This window comes from Diaphorobacter aerolatus (genome assembly GCF_014489535.1).
Lineage (GTDB): Bacteria > Pseudomonadota > Gammaproteobacteria > Burkholderiales > Burkholderiaceae_C > Diaphorobacter_A > Diaphorobacter_A aerolatus.
On record NZ_CP060783.1, the window covers coordinates 1,894,796 to 1,918,143 of the forward strand.

A 23,348-nucleotide genomic window follows, 5' to 3' on the forward strand; every position below is an offset into this window, starting at 1 on the left:
TTGCCTATTTCAACGGCTTTTCGTGACACTGGGCTTGCACCGGGTCCCGGCGACGTAAACTCCGGCGATGTTCAGTTATCGCCACGCCTTTCACGCGGGAAACCATGCCGATGTGCTCAAGCACACCGTGCTGATCAGCATCCTGCAATACCTCACGCAAAAAGACACGGCCCTGACCGTGCTCGACACCCATGCCGGTGCCGGTCTGTATCGACTGGACAGTGAATTCTCCGAGACCAGCGGCGAGGCGGTCGATGGCGTGCAGCGATTGTTCGATGCCAAGGATCTGGCGCCAGCGTTGCAGGAATACGTCGATCTGATCCAGTCTTTCAATTCCGGGAGTTCGCACAAGGTCTATCCCGGCTCGCCCTTCATCGCCCAGCATGTGATGCAGGGACGCGACCGCGACCGCCTCAAGCTGTTCGAGCTGCACCCCACCGACACGCGCACGCTCAAGGCCAACATCGCGCAGCTCGATGCCGGGCGCCAGATCGCGGTGTTGCAGGAAGACGGCTTCGAGGCCCTGAAGAAGTTTCTGCCGCCGCCCTCCAAGCGGGCCCTGGTGCTGTGCGACCCGAGCTACGAACTCAAGAGCGACTACGCTCGCATGCTCGACATGGTGGATGACTCGCTCAAGCGTTTTCCCACGGGTGTCTACGCCGTGTGGTATCCGATCATTCCGCGCCCCGAAGCGCATGATCTGCCACGCCGTTTGAAGACCATGGCCGTCAAGGCCGGGAAGTCCTGGCTGCACGCCAGCCTCACGGTCAAGTCCAGCAAGCTGAGCGGCCCGGCGATGGGCGAAAAGCGTCCGGGACTGCCTGCAAGCGGCATGTTCGTGATCAATCCGCCCTTCACCCTCAAGGGCGACATGCAAAAGGCACTGCCGCAAATGGCGGAGTTGCTGGCGCAGGACCGCAACGCGACGCATGCCCTTGAATCAGGCGGCGGCTGAGTCCAGTCCACAATCGATCAACGCTTTTTGGCCTTGCGCGTCGTGGTCGCCTGAGATTTCTGCGCGCGCGCCGACGGTTTGCGTTCGGAGCGCGCTGGCTGCGTGGCGCTGACTTCGGCGAGCGGCACGCGTGAGGAAACCGGTTTGTTTGAAGTGCTGCCGTCGGCACTCGCGGTCAGCAAATCGTCCGGGCAGGAGTCGCTGCCCTTGTGCAGCTTCCACAGCTCGACCTGCTTGAGTCCAAGGCCTTGAATGCCCAGTTCCTGCGCGGCTGCCTGGCTCAAATCGATCACGCGACCGTGAGCAAATGGTCCGCGATCGTTGATGCGCACAAACACCGTCTTGCCCGTGGAAATATTGCGAACGCAGACCTTGGAGCCAAACGGTAGCGTGCGATGAGCGGCGGTCATTTCGCCCCGGTTGTAGCGCTCGCCATTGGCCGTCAGCCGTCCGTGAAACTGCCCGCCGTACCAGGATGCGAGGCCCTTGCCGATCATGACTCCGGGCACCGAGGTTTCCACGTCGTCGTCACCTTCATCGTCTCCGTCGTCACTATCGCGCTGCTGTTTCGCCGCAGTGCGGTCGATGGGTGCCCGCAGGCCCGCGCCGTAGGCCGTCACACCTTGGCCACTCTCGGGCTCCCCCGGATAGGGAGTCACGCTGCCCTTGTTGACCTCGACCGCCGCAGGTGGGCCGCTCCAGCTACGCTCATACCAGTTCGGCCCCAGCCTTAGCGAGGTGATTGGCGTCAGCTCGGACGTCGTTGCGGTAGCGGAGGGGTGAACGAGCGCGTCAACGGTGGAACTCGCGTCCTCCGCCGTGGGCTGCGCCGCGCAGCCGATCAGCAATGCGCCCAACAGAAAGCAACCGCCCAGCCTGCCGGGGCGACGCTCCGATATGATTTTTGTGGCTGCAATCTGCAACGAAAGTCTTCTTTTCCAGGCGACGATATTCATTCACATCGCCCGGAAAATAATAGGAATGGGTATGGCTTGACGGGCGTCCTTGCCCGCAAGCATACGATGACTCTCCGCGCCTGGCTCAAGGTAATGTGCATTCCAGAATCGAGCCTCCCGATCCGCCCGAAGTTCCTCGCGCGCATTTTTCCCTGTGAGAAAAAAGGCAAACCGCACCGATCATTGTGCTGCTTCGGTTACGGCTTGAGGCGGCTCTTGCCACTCGTTTGCAGGCCTTGCAATGCGTGAATGACGAAAGGAAATGTCACTCACAGAGTCGGCCTAACCGCGGCCTGTTCGAATCCCGACGCGTTCGCAGATTTCCAGCGTCGGCGCGCTCTGGTTCATGGTGTAGAAATGGATGCCCGGGACGCCCGCCCTGATCAACTGCTCGCAGAGGTTGGCGACCACGTCGAGCCCGAACGCGCGAATGCTCTGCACGTCGTCGCCATAGCCTTGCAGGCGCAGACGAATCCAGCGCGGAATCTCGGCACCGCATGCGTCGGAAAAACGCATGAGCTGCGAGGCCCGATGATCGGCATGATGCCCGGCACGACGGGTATGTCGACGCCGAGTTTGCGCGTGTCGTCCACAAACCGGAAGTAGGCATCGGCGTTGAAAAAATACTGCGTGATCGCCGAATTCGCTCCCGCCTGCACCTTGGTCACATAAGCCTTCAGATCGGCGTCGGCAGAGCGCGCCTGCGGATGCACCTCGGGATAGGCCGCGACCTCGATGTGAAAGTCGTCACCCGTTTCTTTGCGGATGAAGGCCACCAGATCACTCGCAAAATGGAATTCACCGCCAATGCCATAGCCGCTCGGCAAATCGCCGCGCAGCGCCACCAGGCGGCGCACGCCCATGGCCTTGAGCAACGCAAGCTGCTCGCGCACGCTGTCGTGCGTCGCGCCGATGCAGGAAAAATGCGATGCCGCATCGACACCCTCGGACAGGATTTCCCGCACGGCATTGAACGTGCCTTCCTGCGTCGAGCCACCCGCGCCATAGGTCACCGAGCAGAATTCGGGCTTGCGTTCGTAGAGTTGCGCGCGCACGGCGCGCAGCTTCTGCGCACCTTCTGGCGTCTTGGGCGGAAAGAATTCAAAGCTGACAGGAAACTTGTCGGCGTTCTCGCTCATGGTCATTGCCCTTACTTCGCTTTCTTCTTCGCAAAAACAAAAAATTCGTGATTGCCGTCGCCGCCATCGATGGGCGAATCCAGCCACTGAAGAACCTCAAGCCCCACGTCCTTGCAACAGTCGCGAATGCGCTGCTCGACCTCGGCATACAGCGCCTTGTCGCGCACGATGCCGCCCTTGCCGACCTGGCCCGGCTGCAACTCGAACTGCGGCTTGACCAGCATGAGCAGCCGCGCATCGGCGTGCATCAGCGGCACCAGCGCCGGAAGAATCAACGTGAGCGAAATGAACGACACGTCGCCGGTGATGAAATCGAACACCGGCGTGATGTCCACGTCCTGCGTGCCCTCGCGGCGCCTGTGCTGCACCGGCATTGAACCATCGACCTTCGCCCTGGCGCGTGCGGCACGCTCGGCCTTGAAGTCCTCGACCTCCTGCTCCTTCGCGTCGTCGCTGTCGTCGTAGTCCTCATCGACCATGCCGCCATTGCGCATCCACGCATAGGGTGCGGTCGGCTGGGTTTCGTTGTCTTCGGCTTCCTCGACGATCTCGCTGAGGGCAGCCTCGCACGCATCACGCAAGGACTCCGCCGTCATTGAACGTGCGTTCAACCCTTCCACGCAGACCACCCGCGGATCGCTGCGCAAGCGCTCGTGCAACTGCGCATTGCCGACATCGACACCGATCACCTGCGCCGCGCCCTGCTGCAGCAGGCAGTCGGTAAACCCGCCCGTGCTCTGCCCCACATCGAGACAACGCAGCCCGCTCACCTTGAAGCCCGTAACGGCAAGCGCGCCTTCCAGCTTGAGACCGCCACGCGAGATGTACCTGGCCTCTGCCGCGTCGAGCAGCTCCACCTCGGCCATCTCCGGAATATCGTCACCATTCTTGGCAACCTTCTGCCACGGCAGCCCCGGCGCGAGACGCCATTGCACGCCCGCGCCAATCAGGCGCTGAGCCTGCGAACGCGTGGCGGCGTGGCCCTTGTCAACCAAATAAACGTCTGCGCGCATGGCGCCTCCCAACAAAACAGTGTCGCTGACCTGGAAAACGGTGTGCGTGTCGCGCACTGGCTTCCGTCTTCGTTCCCTCTCCCCATGTCTGGTGGAGAGGGAGATCAGACCCCGATCCGTGCTTAGTAGCGGTAGGTATCCGGCTTGTAGGGTCCGTTCTTGTCCACGCCGATGTATGTCGCTTGCGAATCCGTCAGTTCGGTCAGTACCGCGCCCACCTTCTTCAGGTGCAGGCGCGCCACCTTCTCGTCGAGAATCTTCGGCAGCACATACACCTTGCCGACTTCATACGCATCAGGCTTGGTGAACAGCTCGATCTGCGCAATCGTCTGATTCGCGAACGAGGACGACATCACAAAGCTCGGGTGACCCGTGGCACAGCCCAGGTTCACCAGACGGCCCTTGGCCAGCAGCGTGATCTTCTTGCCGTCGGGGAACGTGATCTGGTCGACCTGCGGCTTGACTTCTTCCCACTGGTACTTTTCGATCGAAGCGACATCGATTTCGTTGTCGAAGTGACCGATGTTGCAGACGATGGCCTGGTCCTTCATGGCCGCCATGTGCTCGTGGCGGATGATGTCCTTGTTGCCGGTGGTCGTCACGAAGATGTCGGCCTTGTCGGCAGCGTATTCCATGGTCACGACGCGGTAGCCTTCCATGGCGGCCTGCAACGCGTTGATCGGATCGATCTCGGTCACCCACACCTGCGCCGACAGCGCACGCAGCGCCTGCGCCGAGCCCTTGCCCACGTCGCCATAACCGGCCACGCAGGCCACCTTGCCGGCGATCATCACGTCGGTCGCGCGCTTGATGCCATCCACCAGCGATTCACGGCAGCCGTAGAGATTGTCGAACTTGGACTTGGTCACCGAGTCGTTCACGTTGATCGCACGGAACAGCAACGTGCCCTTGGCGGACATCTCGTTCAGACGATGCACACCCGTCGTGGTCTCTTCCGTCACGCCCATGATTTGCGCGCCCTTGCGGCTGTACCAGGTGGCGTCCTGAGCGAGTTTGGCCTTGATGGCTGCGAACACGATGCGCTCTTCTTCGCTGGTCGGGTTGGCGAGCACGGACTGGTCCTTCTCGGCCTTCTTGCCCAGATGCATGAGCATCGTGGCATCACCGCCATCGTCCAGAATCATGTTCGGGCCTTCACCGTCGGTGTTGGCGGGGCCGAATTCGAAGATGCTGTGGGTGTAGTCCCAGTAGTCTTCCAGAGATTCGCCCTTGATCGCAAACACCGGCGTGCCGGTTGCTGCAATGGCGGCGGCCGCGTGATCCTGCGTGGAAAAAATGTTGCACGACGCCCAGCGCACATCGGCACCCAGCGCCTTCAGCGTTTCGATCAGCACGGCCGTCTGAATGGTCATGTGCAGCGAGCCGGTGATGCGCGCGCCCTTGAGCGGTTGCGACTTGGCGAACTCCTCGCGAATCGCCATCAGACCGGGCATTTCGGTCTCGGCAATCTTGATTTCCTTGCGGCCCCAATCGGCCAGCGAAATGTCCGCAATCGCGCGGTCTTGGGTCTTGGTGTCCATGGTTTGCTTTCTCCACTCGAGAATTTCAAAAACCACGTTCTGGGGGAGCAATCAACAAAAAATGGGGAATTGCATCTCACCGCACAGAAAGCGTGGGCGAGCGTCGTTGCCAATGTGTTGATCCGAGCCTCACGCCTGACTGGCGCTGCAACGCTCCTCGGAAAACGCGGATTATAGCGGTTCACCGCGATCTGCGGAGGCGTCTGGCGACGGATCGATGCCGCGAGCAGTGTTCGTTGTCCGTCACGATGAATACGCCACGAAGCGCTCACTGTACTGGCAGAATCAACCAACAAAACAAACAAGCGACGCGTGCTTGCCCGCAACCCCCTCCGAACCAATAGCCCGGCCGGATGACCCAAGCAGCTCTCACATCTCCATCGAATGACGCTGGTCGCCAACGCTGGCGCATCCATGAGCGCAGCCTGCCGATCTTCTGGCTGCTGCTCAGCGCGCTGTATCTGGGATGGCTTGCGGTTTTCTGGCCTGGCGTTCTCGGCGAGGACAGCGCCGCCGTTCTGATGGAAGTCGACACAGAGGGTCGATCTTCATCCGGCAAAACAGCGTTCTGGTACTACTTTCTGAAGGCCACTTACGGAACCACGCATCGCGTTGAAGTGCCCATCGCCCTCCTGATGCTGCTCTGCGCATTTCTCTTCGCAAGAATGCTGTCTTGGTATTGGGACGCGCAGCGTCGCCGACTGCTCTGCGTCTTTTTGCTGGTTTTCATCTGCGCGGCGCCGCATATGGTGTATTTCATCGGTACGCTGTATCCGGACGCGATCTTTGCAGTCTCCAGCACGGCGTTGCTGTTTGAAATCTGGATCGTCTGCAACACGAGAAGGGCCGGTTGGCTGTCCTGCGGCGTCTTCTTTACCGCCTTGCCTTTCGCGGTCTTTGCGAGACCCAACGGCATACTCTTCCTGCTGCCCGCCGTGATCGCCCTCGCCTTCGTTCAAGGCAAGGGACGCCATGTGTTGGCCGCAATCATCGGCTTGTGGTGCATCGTGATATTCGGCAGCACGCGTATTCACACATCCCAGTCACAAAGCGCGGTGCATTCGCTGGTGCTGTTCGAGACTGTGAAACTCATGCAGCCGCGTGCGATGAACGAATTCTGGGCGCAGATGCCGGACATGAACGACCCCTGGGTCCTTAGAAAACCCAAGCTGTCGCCACGCACGCTGGAAATTCTCGAAGGATATCGCCCCAGGGAATTGCTGCGCGCCTACTCCGATCCTGTCTACTGGGACATGCTGGTGTTCCACCCGTCGGGCCCGCAACTGCTCGGCCTGCCCGCGCCGCAAACCGAGGAGCTCACGCACGAATTCCTGCGCTACAACCTCTGGCACAACCTCCCCGACATCGCCGCCAGCCGCGTGAATGTTTTTCTGGCCGCCGCGTTGGCGCAGGGAGGGTTTCCTGCGCTGGACTACGCGCCTTATGTGCTGAATCGCGTCCGCACCAATTCAACTTTCCGACGCTTCGGGCTGAACGAGCTAGAACAGGTTTTGCGCAAGATCCATCGCAGCAGCCATGAATGGCGCTGGCTGTTTTGGACGCCATGGCTGGGTATCGGTCTGCTGATTGGGGCATTCAGAAAATCAGCGAATCGCAAAGATGTGCCTGCGCTTTTGATCTGCGTTTGCGCTCTGCTCCAATTGACAGGAATCTACCTCTTTGCATCGGCTGCCGAATATCGCTATCTACTGCCGCTTTTTACGTTGCCGCTGACTTTGATTCCCGTGTTGATCCAGTTCGGAGACCGAAAATCTCGAATAACACCGCGCCAGACCGGGAATCCGCTGGCAAACGAGTAGTGAATCATCCGTTCGATGCCCGCGCGCCTCTGTAAAATGCGGGAACTGGCCGAGGTTTCTTCACACGGACCCGCGCTTTCTCGACAGATTTCCCTGGATCTCCCTTGACATACGCCCCCGAAACCCGGCGCCGCCGCACCTTTGCCATCATTTCCCACCCTGACGCCGGCAAGACCACGCTGACGGAAAAACTGCTGCTGTTTTCGGGCGCGATCCAGATCGCGGGCGCCGTGAAGGGCCGAAAGGCCAGTCGCCATGCCACATCCGACTGGATGGAAATCGAAAAGCAGCGCGGTATCTCGGTGGCGTCGTCGGTGATGCAGATGAGCTACCGCGATCACGTGATCAACCTGCTCGACACTCCCGGCCACAAAGACTTTTCGGAAGACACTTATCGCGTGCTTACCGCTGTTGACTCCGCGCTGATGGTGATCGACGCGGCCAACGGTGTGGAGGCCCAGACCCGCCGCCTGATCGAAGTCTGCCGCCAGCGCGACACGCCCATCATCACTTTCGTTAACAAGATGGACCGGGAAGTGCGCGACCCGCTCGACATTCTTGATGAAGTGGAGCGCGAGCTCGGCATGCCATGCTGTCCCATCACCTGGCCGGTCGGCCAGGGCAAGAGCTTCGGCGGCATCATCAATCTGCGCACGCGGAGCATGACGGTGTTTGACGCTGGCAACGAACGTCGCCCGCAGGACTTCGAGACCATTCCACTCAGCGACGCTGACAAACTGCGCGCGCGCTTCGGCCAGGCATTTGACGATGCGCTCGAGAGCATGGAACTCGCCGTCGGCGCATCTGCCGAATGGGATCACGAGGCCTTTCTCGCGGGCAAGCTCACGCCCGTGTTCTTCGGCTCCGGTGTGAACAATTTCGGCGTGATGGAAGTACTCGACGCAGTGGTCGACATGTCTCCGCCGCCCGGCCCGCGCAAAAGCACGCTCGTCGTCAACAAGCAGCCGGTGGAAAAAACCATTGAACCGGAAGACGATGGCTTCTCCGGCGTGGTCTTCAAGGTGCAGGCCAATATGGACGCCAACCACCGCGACCGCATTGCCTTCGTGCGCGTGGCTTCGGGCCGCTACACCCACGGCATGAAAATGAAGGTGCAACGCACCGGAAAAGAACTGCGGCCCACATCGGTCGTCACCTTCATGAGCCAGCGCCGTGAAGCGGTGGAAGAGGCCTACGCGGGCGACATCATCGGCTTCACGATCCACGGCGGTGTGCAGCTAGGCGACACCATCACCGATGGCCCGAATCTGCAATTCACGGGCCTGCCATTTTTCGCACCGGAAATGTTCATGACCGTGGTGCTGAAAAACCCGCTACGCACCAAGCAACTCCAGCAAGGCCTCATGCAGCTCGGCGAAGAAGGCGCGATCCAGGTCTTCAAACCCGAAGCTGGCGGCAACATGCTGCTGGGCGCCGTCGGCCAACTGCAGTTTGAAGTCGTGCAACATCGTTTGAACACCGAGTACGACTGCGACATTCGATTGGAAGGCTGCCAGTACACCGGCGCGCGCTGGATCACAGCCGATACGCCAGCAGAGTTACGCGAGTTTGAAAACGCCTATCCCCTGCGCATGGCTACGGATGCAGCAAACACGCTGGCTTATCTGTGCACCAGCCCCTATGACGTGCGTCTGGCGCAGGAGCGGTTTCCGAAGATTCACTTCCATCCGCTGCGGGAGCATGCGGGGTTGGCGTTGCAGGCGTCATAAATTATTTTATAGATGATTACATGTTTTGGATTTTCCACTCACCTTGAGATTCAACTTTCACAAGAAATGGATAAACTCACGACTCCGGCTGACATCAATTGCCACCAAAAGTGTCGTAGCTTTATATTATAAATAATGCTCAAAAACATACAAACATTACGATTTTTGGCTGCACTCTGGGTCGTTTTTCATCATATGACCCCCCCTATTGTTCCGTTCAACTTTGCAATATTACCAAAAGCTGTTTCTCTTTTGGGATTTGCTGGCGTTGATATTTTTTTCGTGATTAGTGGAATAATCATGGCAGAAACAACGCGTGGAGCAACTCCAGGCTGGAAGACAGCGAAATATTTTATATTACAGCGCTTTGGCCGAATCTACATTGGTTGGTGGCCCTTTTTTATAATTTACTTTATCATTTTCACGCGACTAAATTCCATCAATCCCCAGATCAGCGTTTTAGGCTCAATATTCCTTTGGCCTCAAGATCTAACAAAATATCTTTTAGCAATTACATGGACGTTGAGTTTTGAACTCTATTTTTATTTGATGATTGCATTGATTATTTTATGGAATCGAGTACATGCCACAAAAATATTAATGACCGTTGGCGTCGCGGTCATTATTTTAAACATCTTCTATTATGTAAATGGCATGTACCTTCCGCAAAATGAATCAATCGCAAAAAAATACTTGATCATCCCTTTCTATACTTCGCCACTGATTATAGAATTCATTTGCGGCTTTTTCGTCGCAGATATAATGCACAAGAAAGCCAAAATTAACCCTATACCTTGGGCGCTGGCTGCGCTTATCTCTGTCGTACTTGCATATTTCTATCAAATGCATGGAAAGCTAAATCAAAGCGGAATGGCCGGGTTTTTTCATGTCATCGAACGTGTGATTTTCTTTGGAACATTTGCTGTTTGCTTATGCATATGTGCACTGGGTCTTGAAAAGCGGCATGTGTCACCGTTCAAAGCACTTCAAAGAATGGGCGACGCCTCATATAGCATCTATTTATCGCATATTTTTTTTATTGCACTCGCAAGTTTCAGTTATTTTAAGCTCCAAGGAAAGATTCAACTGAATGGGAATCTATGGTGGTTGTTTACTGTCATGGCAATATTATTTTATTCTTGGTTTCATTTTTTGAAAATAGAAAAACCTTTGCATGAAAAATTAAAGGCGTTTATATTCCGCCACGTAACGAAGTAGGCGTCACATATTTCCATTGGCAACGCGCAGTAAATATGCGGTGCAGTCATAATTTTTCTGAATCGATTTGAATATCGAACTATGAACTTATTAATTACATCGATCACGATTCTTTGCGTTGTAGGAATTTCTGTCGGGCAAATGCTTTTCAAAAAAGCGGCATCTGGCATTCCAACCGATTTTGTGTGGCGAGACTGGATTCTAAATCCTTGGTTGATTACTGCTTTGGTGTTATATGGTATAACAACACTGGTTTGGATTTGGGTGCTGAGATATGCTCCCTTGCATTTAGCATACCCATTCATGGGCCTTGCTTTCCTTATAGTACCCTGTCTTGGTTGGCTTTTTTTAGGTGAATCTGTTCAAATGCCCACTGTCATTGGCGGTATTTTTATACTACTGGGAATTGGGATTGCTTCAAGGGCGACTTAGTAACCGCGTACTAATGAAAATCTCCGTTGCCATTCCCTGTTACAAAGTCACTCACCATGTGATGGGTGTCATCGCCGCTATTGGATCTGATGTCGAAATCATCTATGCCGTTGATGACGCGTGTCCAGACAATTCAGGCAAGTTCATTGAGGAGCACAACAGGGATCCGCGTGTGCGCGTGCTGTATTGCCCAGAGAACCGCGGCGTCGGAGGCGCAATTGTCATGGCTTACAGGGCTGCAATAGCGGACGGGATGGATATTGTCGTGAAGATAGATGGAGATGGTCAGATGAACCCCGCACTACTGCCGCTGTTCGTACGACCACTCTTACGTCATCAGGCGGACTACACCAAGGGCAACCGCTTCTTTCGCCCAGAGTCCGTGCAAGGTATGCCTCCAGTGCGTCTGTTTGGCAATGCGGTGTTGTCGTTCCTTACCAAGCTGAGTTGCGGCTATTGGAACTGCATGGACCCGACGAACGGCTACACGGCAGTGCGCACTAACGTTCTGGAAGAGCTTCCGCTCGACAGATTAGAGCGTCGTTATTTTTTTGAAACGGACATGTTGTTTCGCCTGAACACTATTCGCGCGGTCGTAAAGGATGTGCCGATGGATTCGGTGTACGCGGACGAAGAATCCAATCTCAAGATAGGGAAAGTCCTGCCCGAGTTCCTAAGGAAGCATATCTCGCGACTGGGCCGCAGGTATGTCTACAACTATCTAGTGCGCGACTTCAATGTCGGCACGATATACAGCCTTGCTGGAGCTTTGCTGGTATTCGGCGGTGGACTGTTCGGGCTGGGCCATTGGATATCGGGCAATCTACACAACCAGACCGCATCAAGCGGGACCGTGATGCTCGCGGCGCTGCCGATCATTATCGGCATCCAGTGCCTGATCGCATTCATGCATTATGACGTGAGCAATGTGCCTACGGAGCCGCTCAGCGTGTCATTGGACGATATCAAAACACCCATCCGTCCTCCAAATACGGATACCGACATCTGAGTCGCGTCGCATTCTGTCAAGCGTATGCCACCGAATTTTCGTCGCATTCACAAGGCTATTGTCTTTGTCATGCTTCTCGTGACATCGCATTTGGTCACTGCTCAGAGCGCCTCTACGACTCAGGCCCGCCGCCTTCCGTTGATCATTGCGCCCAATCTTGTCGGTGAATTCATCTGCCCCAAATCGGCTGCAGACAGCAGTGGTGTCACGACGCAAGCACAGGCAGTGGATTTCTGCGCCAAACATGGTGAAACTGGCGCTATAGCCGTCAACACGTTGCTCGATCGATTGGAACCAGGCGGCCCCAAGGGCGACGTGCAGGTGGGCTACACGCTCACATTGCAATTGCTCGGTCTCTACAGGAAAAGTGGCACGGGCTGGCAGATCGATGAAAGCCATGTGGATGCCTCGCTGCAACTCATCCGTGAGATCAGGCGGCCCGTGGTGATCTACCTGGCTGCGGACCACTTCGACACGGTCGGGCCGCTCGCCGAGGAACTCGCGAAAGATCCGCGCAACCTGATGGCGTTGAGCGATGGCACGCCACCCCAACTGGGTTATTTCGGCTACACCATCCTGCCGTACACACTGTCGACCGACCCGACGATTCCGGTGAACATGTATCGCTACGCGGCGCTGGAATATATCGCTGGCAAGCTGCGGACGCTGCCGAGGGAGGCGCAGGAGCGCATCGTCGCCGTCAACCTTGTGGGTGAACTGCACCACATGTTTCCCGATTTCGAGAACGGCATGGGTCTGAAGCAGGAGATGCGGGTCACGGACTACAGCCCCGTTTCGGTAGCCGGATTCAGGCAATGGCTGAAAACCAAATATACGAGCGTGCAGACGCTTGCCCAACGCACCGGATTGCAATACGCAAGTTTCGATGAGGTACCCGCACCCGCCAAGGACATTCGCAAAGACAAGCTGCAAAGCTTTGGCGAACATTACGACGCGTATGCGAACGGCATTCTGCCCATCGGTGGCTGGTTGTGGGATCCCGCAGGTGCCGTCAAACGCCTCGATCTGTATGTCGATGGTAAGCAGGCCGGCACAGTCAGCCAGCAGTTGAACCGGCTCGACGTCTATCGCGCCGTCGAAGAAATCACCTCGCCCAATACCGGTTATCGCATCGACTACGACTACAGCGGACTCAGACCCGGAAAGCATCTGGCGCAGATCGTCGCGGTGTCTGGCAACGGCAGCAAGTCGCTGCTTGGTGAACGTGAATTCGTGGTGGTGCCGCGCAATCAATCGGCCACTGGCACGCGCACTCCTTCCGGTTTGAAGAGCTTGCCCTCTTCGGAAAAGGTGGTTTCCGGCATCCGCACCTATATGGACACGCCCAAGCCGCTGCAGGATCTGTACTTTAATCCGCTCGCACGGGACTGGAATACCTACCGCGCCGCGCAGGTATATGCGTTCCTCCAGGATTTCCATGCGCGCGCGTTGAAGGCGGGCATTCCGGCAGACAAGCTGTATTCGCACCAGATCGTGCCCAACGTGAATTCCTCCTGGAATCACGAGCTGTTCGCTGCCAACACCACGCTCTTTGGCAATACGCCGTGGAAGCAAGGACTCAACATGTACGGCGGCTCCACCAACAGTCCATGGATGCAGTTCTTCATTGCCGCGCGCAAAATCGCCGACTATGGCGTGCCCGAATTCAACCCCCAGCAATGGAAGCTCGATGGCGTGCACCTGGCTGCCATGCAGACGCAGATGGACGCAGGCGCGCGCTTCATTGCTCCATACTACTTTTCGGTGATTCCGCAGCGTTTCAAGGCTGCCACCGAGCACGGCGTGAATCGCATGGAACTCGGGCCCGACAACTCCAAGGACGGATCCGACAAGTTCTACAACGCCATCATCGAATTCGCGAAACGCTGAGAACTGCGCGCCGCATACATTGCCCGACATGCTCCCCCTTTCTCTCTGGCCCCTCACCGACCGCGCAAGGCTGCACGGCATCTTCACCGACATCGACGACACGCTCACCACCGATGGCGCCATCACGCAGGATGCGCTGGATTCGCTCGCGGCCTTGAAAATCGCGGGGCTGCACGTCATCCCCATCACGGGTCGCCCGATCGGCTGGAGCGAGCCATTCGCCGCACAATGGCCGGTTGATGCCATCGTGGCCGAAAACGGATCCGTGGCTTTTCGCCATGAGGGCGATTCGCGTCTGCAAAGAAAAATCTACCAGCAGCAGGACGACTCCATACGCCAGCGCAACTACGCGCGCATGCAGGAGGTTGCTCAGCAGATCGTGCTCGAGGTGTCGGGCGCGACGCTCGCGACAGACTCCGCGGGCCGCGAGACCGACATTGCGATTGACCACAGCGAGTTCACTCACCTGCCACAAAAAAGCATTGACCAGGCCGTTGCAATCATGCGCGCGGCGGGCATGAACGCCACCGTGAGCAGCATCCATATCAACGGCTGGTTTGGGGATCACAACAAGCTCGAAGGCGCGCGCTGGATAGTGCGCGAACTGTTCGGGCGCGACCTGGATGCCGAGCTCGACTGTTGGGCCTACGTGGGCGATTCAACCAATGATCAGTTGATGTTCGCGACGTTCAGGAACAGCATTGGCGTGGCGAACATCGCGCGCTTCGTTCCGCAGCTCAAGGAGCTTCCGAAGTACGTCACGCAGGGTGAGCGTGGTGCGGGATTTGCGGAAGTGGCGAGGGCGCTGCTGAATCGCTGAACACTCTTTCAGCCATCCAGACAAGAAAAGGCGCCAGAGGCGCCTTTCTTTGTTTCAACTGCACGAACGGGCGAGGTTGCCCGTCGCCCGCCCTCGGGGCGTGTCCTGTCAGTGCTGCAGGATCTTGTTGAGGAAGTCCTTGGTACGCGGCTGGCGTGCGTCCGGGTTGCCGAAGAATTCGTCGCGCGAGCAGTCTTCGAGGATCTTGCCGCCGACATCCATGAAGATCACGCGGCTCGACACCTTGCGGGCGAAGCCCATTTCGTGGGTCACGCACATCATGGTCATGCCTTCGTTGGCGAGGCCGATCATCACATCCAGCACTTCGCCGACCATTTCGGGGTCGAGCGCGGAGGTCGGTTCGTCGAACAGCATCACGATCGGGTCCATCGACAGCGCACGGGCAATCGCCACGCGCTGCTGCTGCCCACCGGAGAGCTGACCAGGGAACTTGTCCTTGTGTGCCGACAGGCCCACGCGGTCAAGCATCTTCAGGCCGCGCTTCTTCGCGTCGTCCGTGCTGCGGCCCAGCACCTTGATCTGGGCGATCGTGAGGTTTTCGGTCACCGAGAGGTGCGGGAACAGTTCGAAGTGCTGGAACACCATGCCGACACGGCTGCGCAGCTTGGGCAGATTGGTCTTGGGATCATGCACGGCCACGCCGTCCACGAAGATCTGACCCTTCTGGAATGGCTCGAGCGCGTTGATGGTCTTGATGAGCGTGGATTTGCCGGAGCCCGAAGGGCCGCACACGACCACCACTTCGCCCTTCTGGATATTGGTGGAGCAATCGGTCAGCACCTGAAAGTTGCCGTACCACTTGGAAACGTTTTTGAGTTCAATCATTTTTGAATTCCTCGGATGGGAGCGGCTTGGTCAGCGGATGATGGCGATCTTCTTGTGCAGGCGCTTGACGAACCACGAGAGCGCGTAGCAGAGCACAAAGTAGGTCACCGCAGCCATGAGATACGACTCCACCGGGCGGCCATAGTTCTTGCCCGCAATATCGAAGCCTTTGAGCATGTCGTAGGCGCCGATGGCGTAGACCAGCGAGGTGTCCTGGAACAGGATGATGGTCTGCGTGAGCAATACCGGCAGCATGTTGCGAAACGCCTGAGGCAGCACGACAAGGCGCATGTTCTGGCCGTAGGTCATGCCGACAGCCTGGCCGGCGAACACCTGACCACGCGGAATGGACTGAATGCCCGCACGCATGATTTCGCTGAAGTAGGCGGCCTCGAACGCGATGAAGGTGACGATGGCCGAAGTCTCCGCGCCGATGGGCTTGCCGATGATCATCGGCATCAGCAAGAAGAACCACAGAATCATCATCACCAGCGGAATCGAACGCATGCCGTTGACATAAATGGTGGCCGGAATGTCGAGCCATTTCTTGCCGGACAGGCGCATGAGCGCGAGCAGTGTGCCGAAGACGATGCCGCCGATGGTGGCAATCACCGTGAGCATCACGCTGTACTTGAGACCCTTCCAGACATAGTTGGAGAAAACGTCCCAGGAAAAGAATGACCAGTCGAGAGCGAGATTCATATCAGTGACCTCCTCCGCTGGCGGCAATCATGCCGGGTACACGCGAGCGCTTTTCAATGAACGTCATGATGCGGTTGACCATGAAGGCCGAGAACACATAGAGCGCCGTGACTGCCAGATAGACTTCCACGCCGCGCGCGGTTTCTTCCTGCGCCTGCATGGCAAACATGGTGAGCTCGGCGACCGACACCGCGAACGCCACCGACGAGTTCTTGAACACGTTCATGGTCTCGCTGGTGAGCGGGGGAATGATGATGCGAAACGCCATCGGCAGCAGCACATAGCGATAGGTCTGGAACGTGGTGAAGCCCACCGCCATGCCCGCATAGCGCTGGCCGCGCGGCAGTGCCTGGATACCCGAGCGCACCTGCTCGGCGATACGCGCCGAAGTGAACAGGCCGATGGCAAATACCACGAGCACGAAACCATCGACGCGCTTGAGCGCCGGAAAGATCGCCGGAATCACGTGATACCAGACGAACACCTGCACCAGCAGGGGAATGTTTCGGAACAGCTCGACCCATGCATTGCCGAGCCGCACGATCCAGGGCCGATCCGGCAACGTACGCAAGGTACCAATGATGGATCCGAGCACCAGCGCAATCAGCAACGAGAGCAGCGACACGGAAACGGTCCAGCCCCACGCAGACAACATCCAATCGAGATAAGTGATGTCGCCGTTTTTTCCAAAACAGCTTTGCCCGACCTCTTGGGTAATGGTGTCTTGACAGAACACCTGCCAATCCCAACTCATACGAGCACCTCTTCATTCTTCAAACATGGAACCGTGAAGATCACGCTGATTTCCCATGGCGCACGATAGTACATAACGATTTGCAGCCAACACGATTCAAACAAAAAGCGCCCCTTCACCACGTGTCGAAGGGGCGCGACCTATGCTTCGGAATTACTCGGGAAGCTTGTATTCTTCCATCGGCTTGTCGTTAGGAGCGTCCCACGCAGCCTTGGTGGCGGCCGACAGCGGCAGGCCGATCTTCACGTTGTTCGGAGGAATCGGCTGCATGAACCACTTGTCGTACAGCTTGGCCAGCGAACCGTCCTTGATCTGACGAGCGATGGAGTCGTCCACGGCCTTCTTGAAGGCTGCGTCATCCTTGCGCATCATGCAGGCGATCGGCTCGACCGACAGCACTTCGCCAACGATCTTGTAATCGGTGGGTGCCTTGGACTTGGAGATGTTGGCAGCCAGAATCGAGCCGTCCATGATGAACGCGTCGGCACGGCCGGTCTCCAGCATCAGGAAGGAGTCGGCGTGGTCCTTGCCCATAACTTCCTTGAAGCTCAGGCCATCGGCGCGCTTGTTCTTGCGCAGCGTCTGCACCGAAGTGGTACCGGTGGTCGTTACCAGCGTCTTGCCGTTCAGGTCCTTGATGCCGGTGATGCCGGAGTTGGCCTTCACCGCAATGCGCACTTCTTCCACGTAGGTGGTGTACGCGAACGCAGCGTCCTTCTGGCGACCCAGGTTGTTGGTGGTCGAACCGCACTCGATGTCCACGGTGCCGTTCTGCACCAGAGGAATCCGGTTCTGCGACGTCACGGGCTGGTACTTGATGTCCATCTTCGCCAGACCCAGCTGCTTCTGGACGTCCTTGAGAATGTTCTCACCCATCTCGGTGTGAAAACCCACGTACTTGCCATTGCCCAATGTGTAGCCGAGGCCAGAAGACTCGCGAACCCCGAAGGTCACGGTGCCTGAAGACTTGATCTTTGCCAGTGTGTCATTGGCCTGGGCGAATGCCGTGCCCGCAGCCAACACAGAAATAGCAGCGACCATCAAATGCTTCTTCATAGAATCTCCTTGCGTGTGAAGCGAAAATTGAATTGTAGTGATCTGAGCCTTGATTTTGATCATTGCAAAATGATCGATGATCCGCTCACCGTTTGTCACCTACCCACAATTGTGTATTGTGCGGAATTCTCGCCTCAGTTGGGGACCTCGCTTGTAGGGTATTTCCAGAAGTCCTTCAACAAATAGCTGATCGGCAGGTTCAGCGGCCGATTGGTCGGAGGGATCGCCTGGTTGAACCATTTGTCATACAGGGCATAGATCTCGCGGCTGGAAATCAAGCGGCGCATCTCGTCATCCACCAATTTTTTGAACTCGGCGTCGTCCTTGCGCAGCATGATCGCGAGCGGCTCCGAGGTGATGAATCGGCCCACCACTTTCACGGACTGAGGGTTCTTGCTGTTCGCGACCAGGCCGTACAGCAGCACATCGTCCATTACAAATGCGTCCGCCTCGCCCTTCACAACCATCGCCATCGCGGCGTCGTGATCCGGGGCTTCCAGAATATTCATCTGCAGATTGAGAGCGCGGTTCGCCTGCTGCAGCGCCGCCAGTGGCGTCGTGCCCTTGGTCGAAACCACCTTCTTCTTCTCGAGCTCGTCGATACGTTCGATTTTGCTGGCGGCGGGCACCAGCATGCGCGCACCCGTGATGTAGTGCGGGATGGTGAAGGCCACATCCTTGCGGCGCTCTGCGTTGTTGGTGGTGGAGCCGCACTCCAGATCCGCCTTGCCGGACTTGATCACTTCCACGCGATTGGCGGGGGCACGACCATGAACTGCACCGGCATGTTCTTCGCGCCGGTCTTCGCACGCACGACTTCGGCGATGCGCAGGCACAGATCCATGGCATAGCCGACAGGTTTGCCGGCGTTCATGTACGAAAAAGGGATTGACGCCTCGCGGTGTGCAATGACGAAGGGCCCGCCCTTGGTCACGCGCTCCAACACACCCTCCGCACTGGCCGTCAACGCGAAAACGCTCAGGCCCAGGCACGTCAATGCCTTCCGATTCAGGACTCTCATGGGATCACCGTACTCCTTGGTCTACTCTGGAGCCAGAACCGTGCCAATGGGTTGGTCTGGCGCGCAACCACCCTCGCTACGCCTGCGAGCCTTGAAGCCCGTTGTTCTCAAATTTCAGCGGATGTATCGATCGGATGCTGTGAGTACCAATGCTAATTGCTACAGCAAATCATGCCAAAAAAACATAATCAACTATCGTCAATCGAGCACGTTAGCTTCCGCCTTTTGACCTTGAAGATAACTCCACAGTGACTGGGCAAGCGAGTTGACGGGTTCCTTGCCGCTCGGTTTTTCGCGGTAGGCGCGCACTTCCATCACCATGCTGAATTCGCTGGAACCCGGCGGCGCAGCACTGACCAGCTTGTGCGCGCGCAGTTCTTTCTTCACGGCGCTATGCGGCAAAAACGCCACGCCGTGGCCCTCCATGGCCATGGCCTTGAGACCTTCGGCCATGTCGGTTTCATACACACGATCCAGATGGATGGTGGTGGCCGCCTCCTTGAGGATCAAATCGGTCACGCGACTCATGTAGGCACCCGGGGCATAGGCCAGATAGGGAAGCGGCTGCCCGGGCTTGCCCGGAAGGCAGTAAACGGGCAAGCCATCGGCATCGGGTTTCACATAGGGCGCCAGCGTCTCCTGACCGAGGCTGACCATCTCGTAGCGGTCGGCGTCGAGCTGAATCGGTTGCGAAGGATGGAAGTAGGCGATCATCAGATCGCAGCCGCCTTCAATCAGACGCACCACGGCATCATGCACATTGAGCGCCAGCAGCCGCGTCTTCAGAGGTCCGAACTCGCCCCTGAGCATGGTGAGCCAGGCCGGAAAGAAGGTGAACGCCAGCGTGTGCGGCACGGCGAACACGATCATGTCGTTGCCGGTACTGGTGTGGGCACGCAACATGGCGCGGGTGTTTTGCAGCGCCTGCAGCATCTCCAGCGCCTGGTCGTAGAGGGTCTTGCCGGCAGGGGTGAGACGTGTCGGATAGGAGCTGCGGTCCACGAGATCCATCCCCGCCCAGGCTTCGAGCGCCTGGATCCGGCGTGAAAAAGCAGGTTGCGTCACATGGCGCAATTGCGCGGAGCGACTGAAGCTGCGGGTTTCTGCGAGGCTGACGAAGTCCTCAAGCCACTTGGTTTCCATGGCGAGCATTATCCGCGCGCGGCCCGCACTCCATGCACGCGCCTGGACGGCGTGCAGAAATCTTCGACGCCGCCGCACCACAATGGCGCGCTCCAATGGGCGACGTTTTCTTGCCCACTCGGGAACACCCCGACATAGCCCCGAATACTTCGGGGCAAAATGCCCCGGTCACACGTTTGATGCAGCCCTTTGCACATGCCACCGAAAGGCTTGGATTCAGGGCATCCCTGCTGCGTGCAGTCTGCATTCCGTTTCCTGCCGAATTCCCGCCCCTGCCTTTTCAGATGTCCTCCAACTTGCCCGCCGGACCGGATCACCAAGCCGCCCCGCAAACTCCGCCTCCCTCGCAACCGACCTCCGACGAACCCCGATCATTGTGCATCGAAGACTGGCTTACCGTCATCGTCATGGCGGCGCTAGCGCTGATCACCTTTGCCAACGTCATCGTGCGGTACTTCACCAGTTCATCGTTCGCATGGACCGAGGAGATATCGGTGTTTCTGATGATCGTGCTCGCGCTCGTTGCCGGTTCCGCTGCCGTGGCGCGTGATCGACACATCCGCATCGAATTCTTCAGCGAGTCAGGCTCCGCCCACCGTCGTCGCAGGCTCGCGCAACTGGGTGCCGTGATGGTCGCGCTGTTGTTCACGCTGATCGCCGTGCTCAGCATCCGTACGCTGTGGGACGACTACCGGTTTGAGGAAACCTCGCCGGGCATCGGCGTTCCGGTGTGGTGGTACACCATGTGGCTGCCGATTCTCTCGATTGCGATTGCGCTGCGCGCGGTCGGACTCTTTGTGCGCCGCTCGCGCCAGTCCGATGCCGAATACCTGATCGATGCCACCGTGACCGACGCGCCCATGGCCGGAGACAAGCAGCCATGATCGCCACCCTGCTGTTTGTTGCCTTCATCGTGCTGATGTTGGTGGGCGTGCCGATTGGTGCCGCGCTGGGTCTGGCCGGTGCGGCCGCGATTGCGCTGGCGAACCAGGACACGCAATGGTTCGGCCTGATGGCCGTGCCGCAGAATTTCTACGCGGGTCTGGGCAAGTACCCGCTGCTGGCGATTCCGATGTTCGTGCTGGTCGGATCGATCTTTGATCGCTCGGGCGTGGCGCTGCGGCTGGTGAATTTCGCGGTCGCCATCGTCGGGCGCGGCCCGGGCATGTTGCCGCTGGTAGCGATTGCCGTGGCGATGTTTCTGGGCGGCATTTCCGGCTCCGGTCCCGCGAATGCGGCGGCGGTTGGCGCGGTGATGATCGCAGCGATGAATCGCGCGGGTTATCCCAACAGCTTCTCGGCTTCAGTCGTCGGCGCGGCGGCTGCGACCGACATTTTGATTCCGCCCTCGGTGGCATTCATCATCTATTCGGTGCTCGTGCCCGGCGCCTCCGTGCCCGCGCTGTTCGCCGCAGGCATGGTGCCCGGCGTGCTTGCCGGTCTGGCGCTGATCGTGCCGGCCGTGTGGATGGCGCGCAAACACAAGATGGGCCATCTCGAATCGTCGATGCCGCGCCCGCCTTTCTGGAAGAGCCTGCGCGAGGCCTCCTGGGGTCTGGCCGCGCCGGTGGTGATTCTGGGCGGCATGCGCGCCGGCTGGTTCACGCCAACCGAGGCGGCGGTGGTGGCCGTGTTCTACGGGCTGTTCGTCGGGATGGTGGTCTATCGCACGATCAAGGTGCGCGACCTGTTCATCATTCTGCGCGAAGCGGGTGAACTCTCTGCCGTGATCCTGCTGGTCGTCTCGCTCGCCGGCATTTTCGCGTTTTCGCTCTCGACGCTCGGCGTGATCGACCCGGTGGCCAATGCCATCGTGAACTCGGGCCTCGGCGAATACGGCGTGCTGGCGCTGCTGATCCTGTTGCTCATCACGGTGGGCATGTTCCTGGACGGCGTGTCGATTTTCCTGATCTTTGTGCCGCTGCTGCTGCCGGTGATGAATCACTACCGATGGGACCCGGTGTGGTTCGGCGTGATCCTCACGCTCAAGGTGGCGCTCGGCCAGTTCACCCCACCGCTTGCCGTGAACCTGATGGTGTCCTGCCGCATCGCGAATGTGCGCATGGAATCCACGGTGCGCTGGGTCGGCCCGATGCTGCTCGCCATGTTCATCGTGATGATCGCGGTGATCGCCTTCCCGCAACTCGCGCTGTGGCTGCCCAGATATCTCGGCTACTGATTCGATTTCATTTCCGCAATTTCAACGAGGAGACACCCCATGAAGCTTCGCACTTTCCTGACCGCCACGGCCGCCGCAGCAGCAGCGCTTGCACTGTCGCCATCGGTGGCGCTCGCTCAGCAGAACTACAAGAGCGAATACCGTCTGTCGCTGGTGCTGGGCCCGCCGTCGCCGTGGGGCATGGCCGGTCAGATCTGGGCCGATCTGGTGAAGGAACGCACCAAGGGCCGCATCAACATCAAGCTGTACCCCGGCGTGTCGCTGATCCAGGGCGACCAGACGCGCGAATTCAGCGCGCTGCGCCAGGGCGTGATCGACATGTCGGTGGGCTCGACCATCAACTGGTCGCCGCAGGTGAAGTCGCTGAACCTGTTCTCGCTGCCGTTCCTGATGCCGGACTACGCCGCCGTCGATGCGCTCACGCAGGGCGAGGTCGGCAAGGAAGTATTCAAGACGCTCGAGAAATCCGGCGTCGTGCCGCTGGCCTGGGGCGAAAACGGCTACCGCGAACTGACCAATTCCAAGCATGCGATCAGCAAGCCCGAAGACCTCAAGGGCATGAAGATCCGCGTCGTCGGCTCGCCGATCTTCGCCGACATGTTCACCGCCATGGGTGCGAATCCCACACAGATGAGCTGGGCCGACGCACAGCCGGCGCTCTCCAGCGGCGCGGTCGATGGTCAGGAGAACCCGCTCTTCATGTTCACGATCCTGAAGCTGCACACCGTCGGCCAGAAGCATGTAACCACCTGGGGCTACATGGCCGACCCGCTGGTGTTCGTGGTCAACAAGGACATCTGGGCAAGCTGGACCAAGGCCGATCAGGACATCGTGCGCCAGGCGGCCATCGACGCGGGCAAGCAGGAAATCGGCATCGCCCGCAAGGGCCTGGTCGAGCCCGGCAAGCCGCTGCTGAAGGACATCGCGGGCATGGGTGTGACGGTCACGCAGCTCACACCCGAGCAGCGCGAAGCCTTCGTCAGGGTGACCCGCCCCGTCTACGACAAGTGGAAGCCGACCATCGGCACCGATCTGGTCAACATGGCTGAAAAGGCCATCGCGGCGCGTCCCAAGCAATAAATGGGGGAGACGTCCTCGCCTCGAATCGGTCGCCGCTGGTGAAG

At 58.4% G+C, this 23,348-nt stretch carries 19 protein-coding genes, 2 pseudogenes and 1 riboswitch; of the genes and pseudogenes, 11 read left to right on the forward strand and 10 right to left on the reverse strand.

Features of this window, described 5'->3' with window-relative positions; all coding sequences use genetic code 11:
- Positions 1-67: 67 nt before the first annotated feature.
- Positions 68-955, forward strand: a complete 888-nt coding sequence (locus tag H9K75_RS08700; RefSeq protein WP_187725463.1) for a 23S rRNA (adenine(2030)-N(6))-methyltransferase RlmJ — start codon at positions 68-70, stop codon at positions 953-955.
- A 17-nt stretch (positions 956-972) separates the two neighbouring features.
- On the opposite strand, the gene H9K75_RS08705 is transcribed toward H9K75_RS08700, so the two are convergent.
- The 4 genes and pseudogenes from H9K75_RS08705 to ahcY form a co-directional block, all read right to left on the reverse strand.
- On the reverse strand, positions 973-1,812 hold the full coding sequence (locus tag H9K75_RS08705; RefSeq protein ID WP_319016904.1) for a septal ring lytic transglycosylase RlpA family protein: 840 nt from the start codon (positions 1,810-1,812) through the stop codon (positions 973-975).
- 381 nt (positions 1,813-2,193) lie between these two features.
- Positions 2,194-3,050: pseudogene (gene metF, locus H9K75_RS08710) on the reverse strand (methylenetetrahydrofolate reductase [NAD(P)H]).
- Between the two features lie 11 nt (positions 3,051-3,061).
- Entirely contained in the window at positions 3,062-4,063 is a 1,002-nt protein-coding gene (locus tag H9K75_RS08715; protein ID WP_187725464.1) for a TlyA family RNA methyltransferase, read from the reverse strand.
- A 122-nt stretch (positions 4,064-4,185) separates the two neighbouring features.
- A complete protein-coding gene (ahcY, locus tag H9K75_RS08720; protein WP_187725465.1) occupies positions 4,186-5,604 on the reverse strand; it encodes an adenosylhomocysteinase in 1,419 nt (472 codons plus the stop codon).
- 91 nt (positions 5,605-5,695) lie between these two features.
- Positions 5,696-5,769: riboswitch (S-adenosyl-L-homocysteine riboswitch) on the reverse strand.
- A 188-nt stretch (positions 5,770-5,957) separates the two neighbouring features.
- Here ahcY and H9K75_RS08725 point away from each other — a divergent pair.
- From H9K75_RS08725 to H9K75_RS08755, 7 genes are all read left to right on the forward strand, one after another.
- Positions 5,958-7,424, forward strand: a complete 1,467-nt coding sequence (locus tag H9K75_RS08725) for a hypothetical protein (protein WP_187725466.1) — start codon at positions 5,958-5,960, stop codon at positions 7,422-7,424.
- A gap of 104 nt (positions 7,425-7,528) precedes the next feature.
- Positions 7,529-9,154, forward strand: a complete 1,626-nt coding sequence (locus tag H9K75_RS08730) for a peptide chain release factor 3 (RefSeq protein ID WP_187725467.1) — start codon at positions 7,529-7,531, stop codon at positions 9,152-9,154.
- 195 nt (positions 9,155-9,349) lie between these two features.
- Positions 9,350-10,372, forward strand: coding sequence for an acyltransferase family protein (locus H9K75_RS08735; RefSeq protein WP_264293995.1), 1,023 nt, complete (start codon positions 9,350-9,352; stop codon positions 10,370-10,372).
- 81 nt (positions 10,373-10,453) lie between these two features.
- On the forward strand, positions 10,454-10,804 hold the full coding sequence (locus H9K75_RS08740; protein ID WP_187725469.1) for a DMT family transporter: 351 nt from the start codon (positions 10,454-10,456) through the stop codon (positions 10,802-10,804).
- Between the two features lie 13 nt (positions 10,805-10,817).
- Positions 10,818-11,813 (forward strand): glycosyltransferase, encoded by a 996-nt coding sequence (locus H9K75_RS08745; RefSeq protein WP_187725470.1) that lies wholly within the window; start codon positions 10,818-10,820, stop codon positions 11,811-11,813.
- Positions 11,814-12,101: 288 nt separating this feature from the next.
- Positions 12,102-13,703, forward strand: a complete 1,602-nt coding sequence (locus H9K75_RS08750; RefSeq protein ID WP_226858612.1) for a hypothetical protein — start codon at positions 12,102-12,104, stop codon at positions 13,701-13,703.
- 28 nt (positions 13,704-13,731) lie between these two features.
- Positions 13,732-14,523: an HAD-IIB family hydrolase gene (locus H9K75_RS08755; RefSeq protein ID WP_187725471.1), complete on the forward strand. Its 792-nt coding sequence runs from the start codon at positions 13,732-13,734 to the stop codon at positions 14,521-14,523.
- Positions 14,524-14,631: 108 nt separating this feature from the next.
- On the opposite strand, the gene H9K75_RS08760 is transcribed toward H9K75_RS08755, so the two are convergent.
- From H9K75_RS08760 to H9K75_RS08785, 6 genes and pseudogenes are all read right to left on the reverse strand, one after another.
- Entirely contained in the window at positions 14,632-15,369 is a 738-nt protein-coding gene (locus H9K75_RS08760) for an amino acid ABC transporter ATP-binding protein (protein ID WP_187725472.1), read from the reverse strand.
- Positions 15,370-15,399: 30 nt separating this feature from the next.
- Entirely contained in the window at positions 15,400-16,071 is a 672-nt protein-coding gene (locus H9K75_RS08765; RefSeq protein WP_187725473.1) for an amino acid ABC transporter permease, read from the reverse strand.
- Position 16,072: 1 nt separating this feature from the next.
- Positions 16,073-16,825, reverse strand: coding sequence for an amino acid ABC transporter permease (locus tag H9K75_RS08770; RefSeq protein ID WP_187725474.1), 753 nt, complete (start codon positions 16,823-16,825; stop codon positions 16,073-16,075).
- Positions 16,826-16,978: 153 nt separating this feature from the next.
- Complete coding sequence (locus H9K75_RS08775; RefSeq protein ID WP_187725475.1) at positions 16,979-17,881, reverse strand: transporter substrate-binding domain-containing protein; 903 nt, start codon at positions 17,879-17,881, stop codon at positions 16,979-16,981.
- Positions 17,882-18,015: 134 nt separating this feature from the next.
- Positions 18,016-18,902: pseudogene (locus H9K75_RS08780) on the reverse strand (amino acid ABC transporter substrate-binding protein).
- 198 nt (positions 18,903-19,100) lie between these two features.
- Positions 19,101-20,045, reverse strand: a complete 945-nt coding sequence (locus tag H9K75_RS08785; protein ID WP_187725476.1) for a LysR family transcriptional regulator — start codon at positions 20,043-20,045, stop codon at positions 19,101-19,103.
- A 284-nt stretch (positions 20,046-20,329) separates the two neighbouring features.
- Between H9K75_RS08785 and H9K75_RS08790 the strand changes: the two genes are divergently transcribed.
- Genes H9K75_RS08790 through H9K75_RS08800 form a run of 3 tightly spaced genes read left to right on the forward strand, consistent with a single transcriptional unit; the run spans position 20,330 to position 23,304 of the window.
- A complete protein-coding gene (locus H9K75_RS08790; protein WP_187725477.1) occupies positions 20,330-20,929 on the forward strand; it encodes a TRAP transporter small permease in 600 nt (199 codons plus the stop codon).
- Entirely contained in the window at positions 20,926-22,224 is a 1,299-nt protein-coding gene (locus tag H9K75_RS08795) for a TRAP transporter large permease (RefSeq protein ID WP_187725478.1), read from the forward strand. The genes H9K75_RS08790 and H9K75_RS08795 overlap by 4 nt, the downstream gene beginning before the upstream one ends.
- 39 nt (positions 22,225-22,263) lie before the next feature.
- Positions 22,264-23,304 (forward strand): DctP family TRAP transporter solute-binding subunit, encoded by a 1,041-nt coding sequence (locus tag H9K75_RS08800; RefSeq protein WP_187725479.1) that lies wholly within the window; start codon positions 22,264-22,266, stop codon positions 23,302-23,304.
- Positions 23,305-23,348: the final 44 nt, after the last annotated feature.

Coding starts and splice junctions, on each gene's coding strand:
- H9K75_RS08700 (WP_187725463.1), top strand. CDS start 68: ATGTTCAGTTATCGCCACGCCTTTCACGCGGGAAACCATGCCGATGTG.
- H9K75_RS08715 (WP_187725464.1), bottom strand. CDS start 4,063: ATGCGCGCAGACGTTTATTTGGTTGACAAGGGCCACGCCGCCACGCGT.
- ahcY (WP_187725465.1), bottom strand. CDS start 5,604: ATGGACACCAAGACCCAAGACCGCGCGATTGCGGACATTTCGCTGGCC.
- H9K75_RS08725 (WP_187725466.1), top strand. CDS start 5,958: ATGACCCAAGCAGCTCTCACATCTCCATCGAATGACGCTGGTCGCCAA.
- H9K75_RS08735 (WP_264293995.1), top strand. CDS start 9,350: ATGACCCCCCCTATTGTTCCGTTCAACTTTGCAATATTACCAAAAGCT.
- H9K75_RS08740 (WP_187725469.1), top strand. CDS start 10,454: ATGAACTTATTAATTACATCGATCACGATTCTTTGCGTTGTAGGAATT.
- H9K75_RS08745 (WP_187725470.1), top strand. CDS start 10,818: ATGAAAATCTCCGTTGCCATTCCCTGTTACAAAGTCACTCACCATGTG.
- H9K75_RS08755 (WP_187725471.1), top strand. CDS start 13,732: ATGCTCCCCCTTTCTCTCTGGCCCCTCACCGACCGCGCAAGGCTGCAC.
- H9K75_RS08760 (WP_187725472.1), bottom strand. CDS start 15,369: ATGATTGAACTCAAAAACGTTTCCAAGTGGTACGGCAACTTTCAGGTG.
- H9K75_RS08765 (WP_187725473.1), bottom strand. CDS start 16,071: ATGAATCTCGCTCTCGACTGGTCATTCTTTTCCTGGGACGTTTTCTCC.
- H9K75_RS08770 (WP_187725474.1), bottom strand. CDS start 16,825: ATGAGTTGGGATTGGCAGGTGTTCTGTCAAGACACCATTACCCAAGAG.
- H9K75_RS08775 (WP_187725475.1), bottom strand. CDS start 17,881: ATGAAGAAGCATTTGATGGTCGCTGCTATTTCTGTGTTGGCTGCGGGC.
- H9K75_RS08785 (WP_187725476.1), bottom strand. CDS start 20,045: ATGGAAACCAAGTGGCTTGAGGACTTCGTCAGCCTCGCAGAAACCCGC.
- H9K75_RS08790 (WP_187725477.1), top strand. CDS start 20,330: ATGTCCTCCAACTTGCCCGCCGGACCGGATCACCAAGCCGCCCCGCAA.
- H9K75_RS08795 (WP_187725478.1), top strand. CDS start 20,926: ATGATCGCCACCCTGCTGTTTGTTGCCTTCATCGTGCTGATGTTGGTG.
- H9K75_RS08800 (WP_187725479.1), top strand. CDS start 22,264: ATGAAGCTTCGCACTTTCCTGACCGCCACGGCCGCCGCAGCAGCAGCG.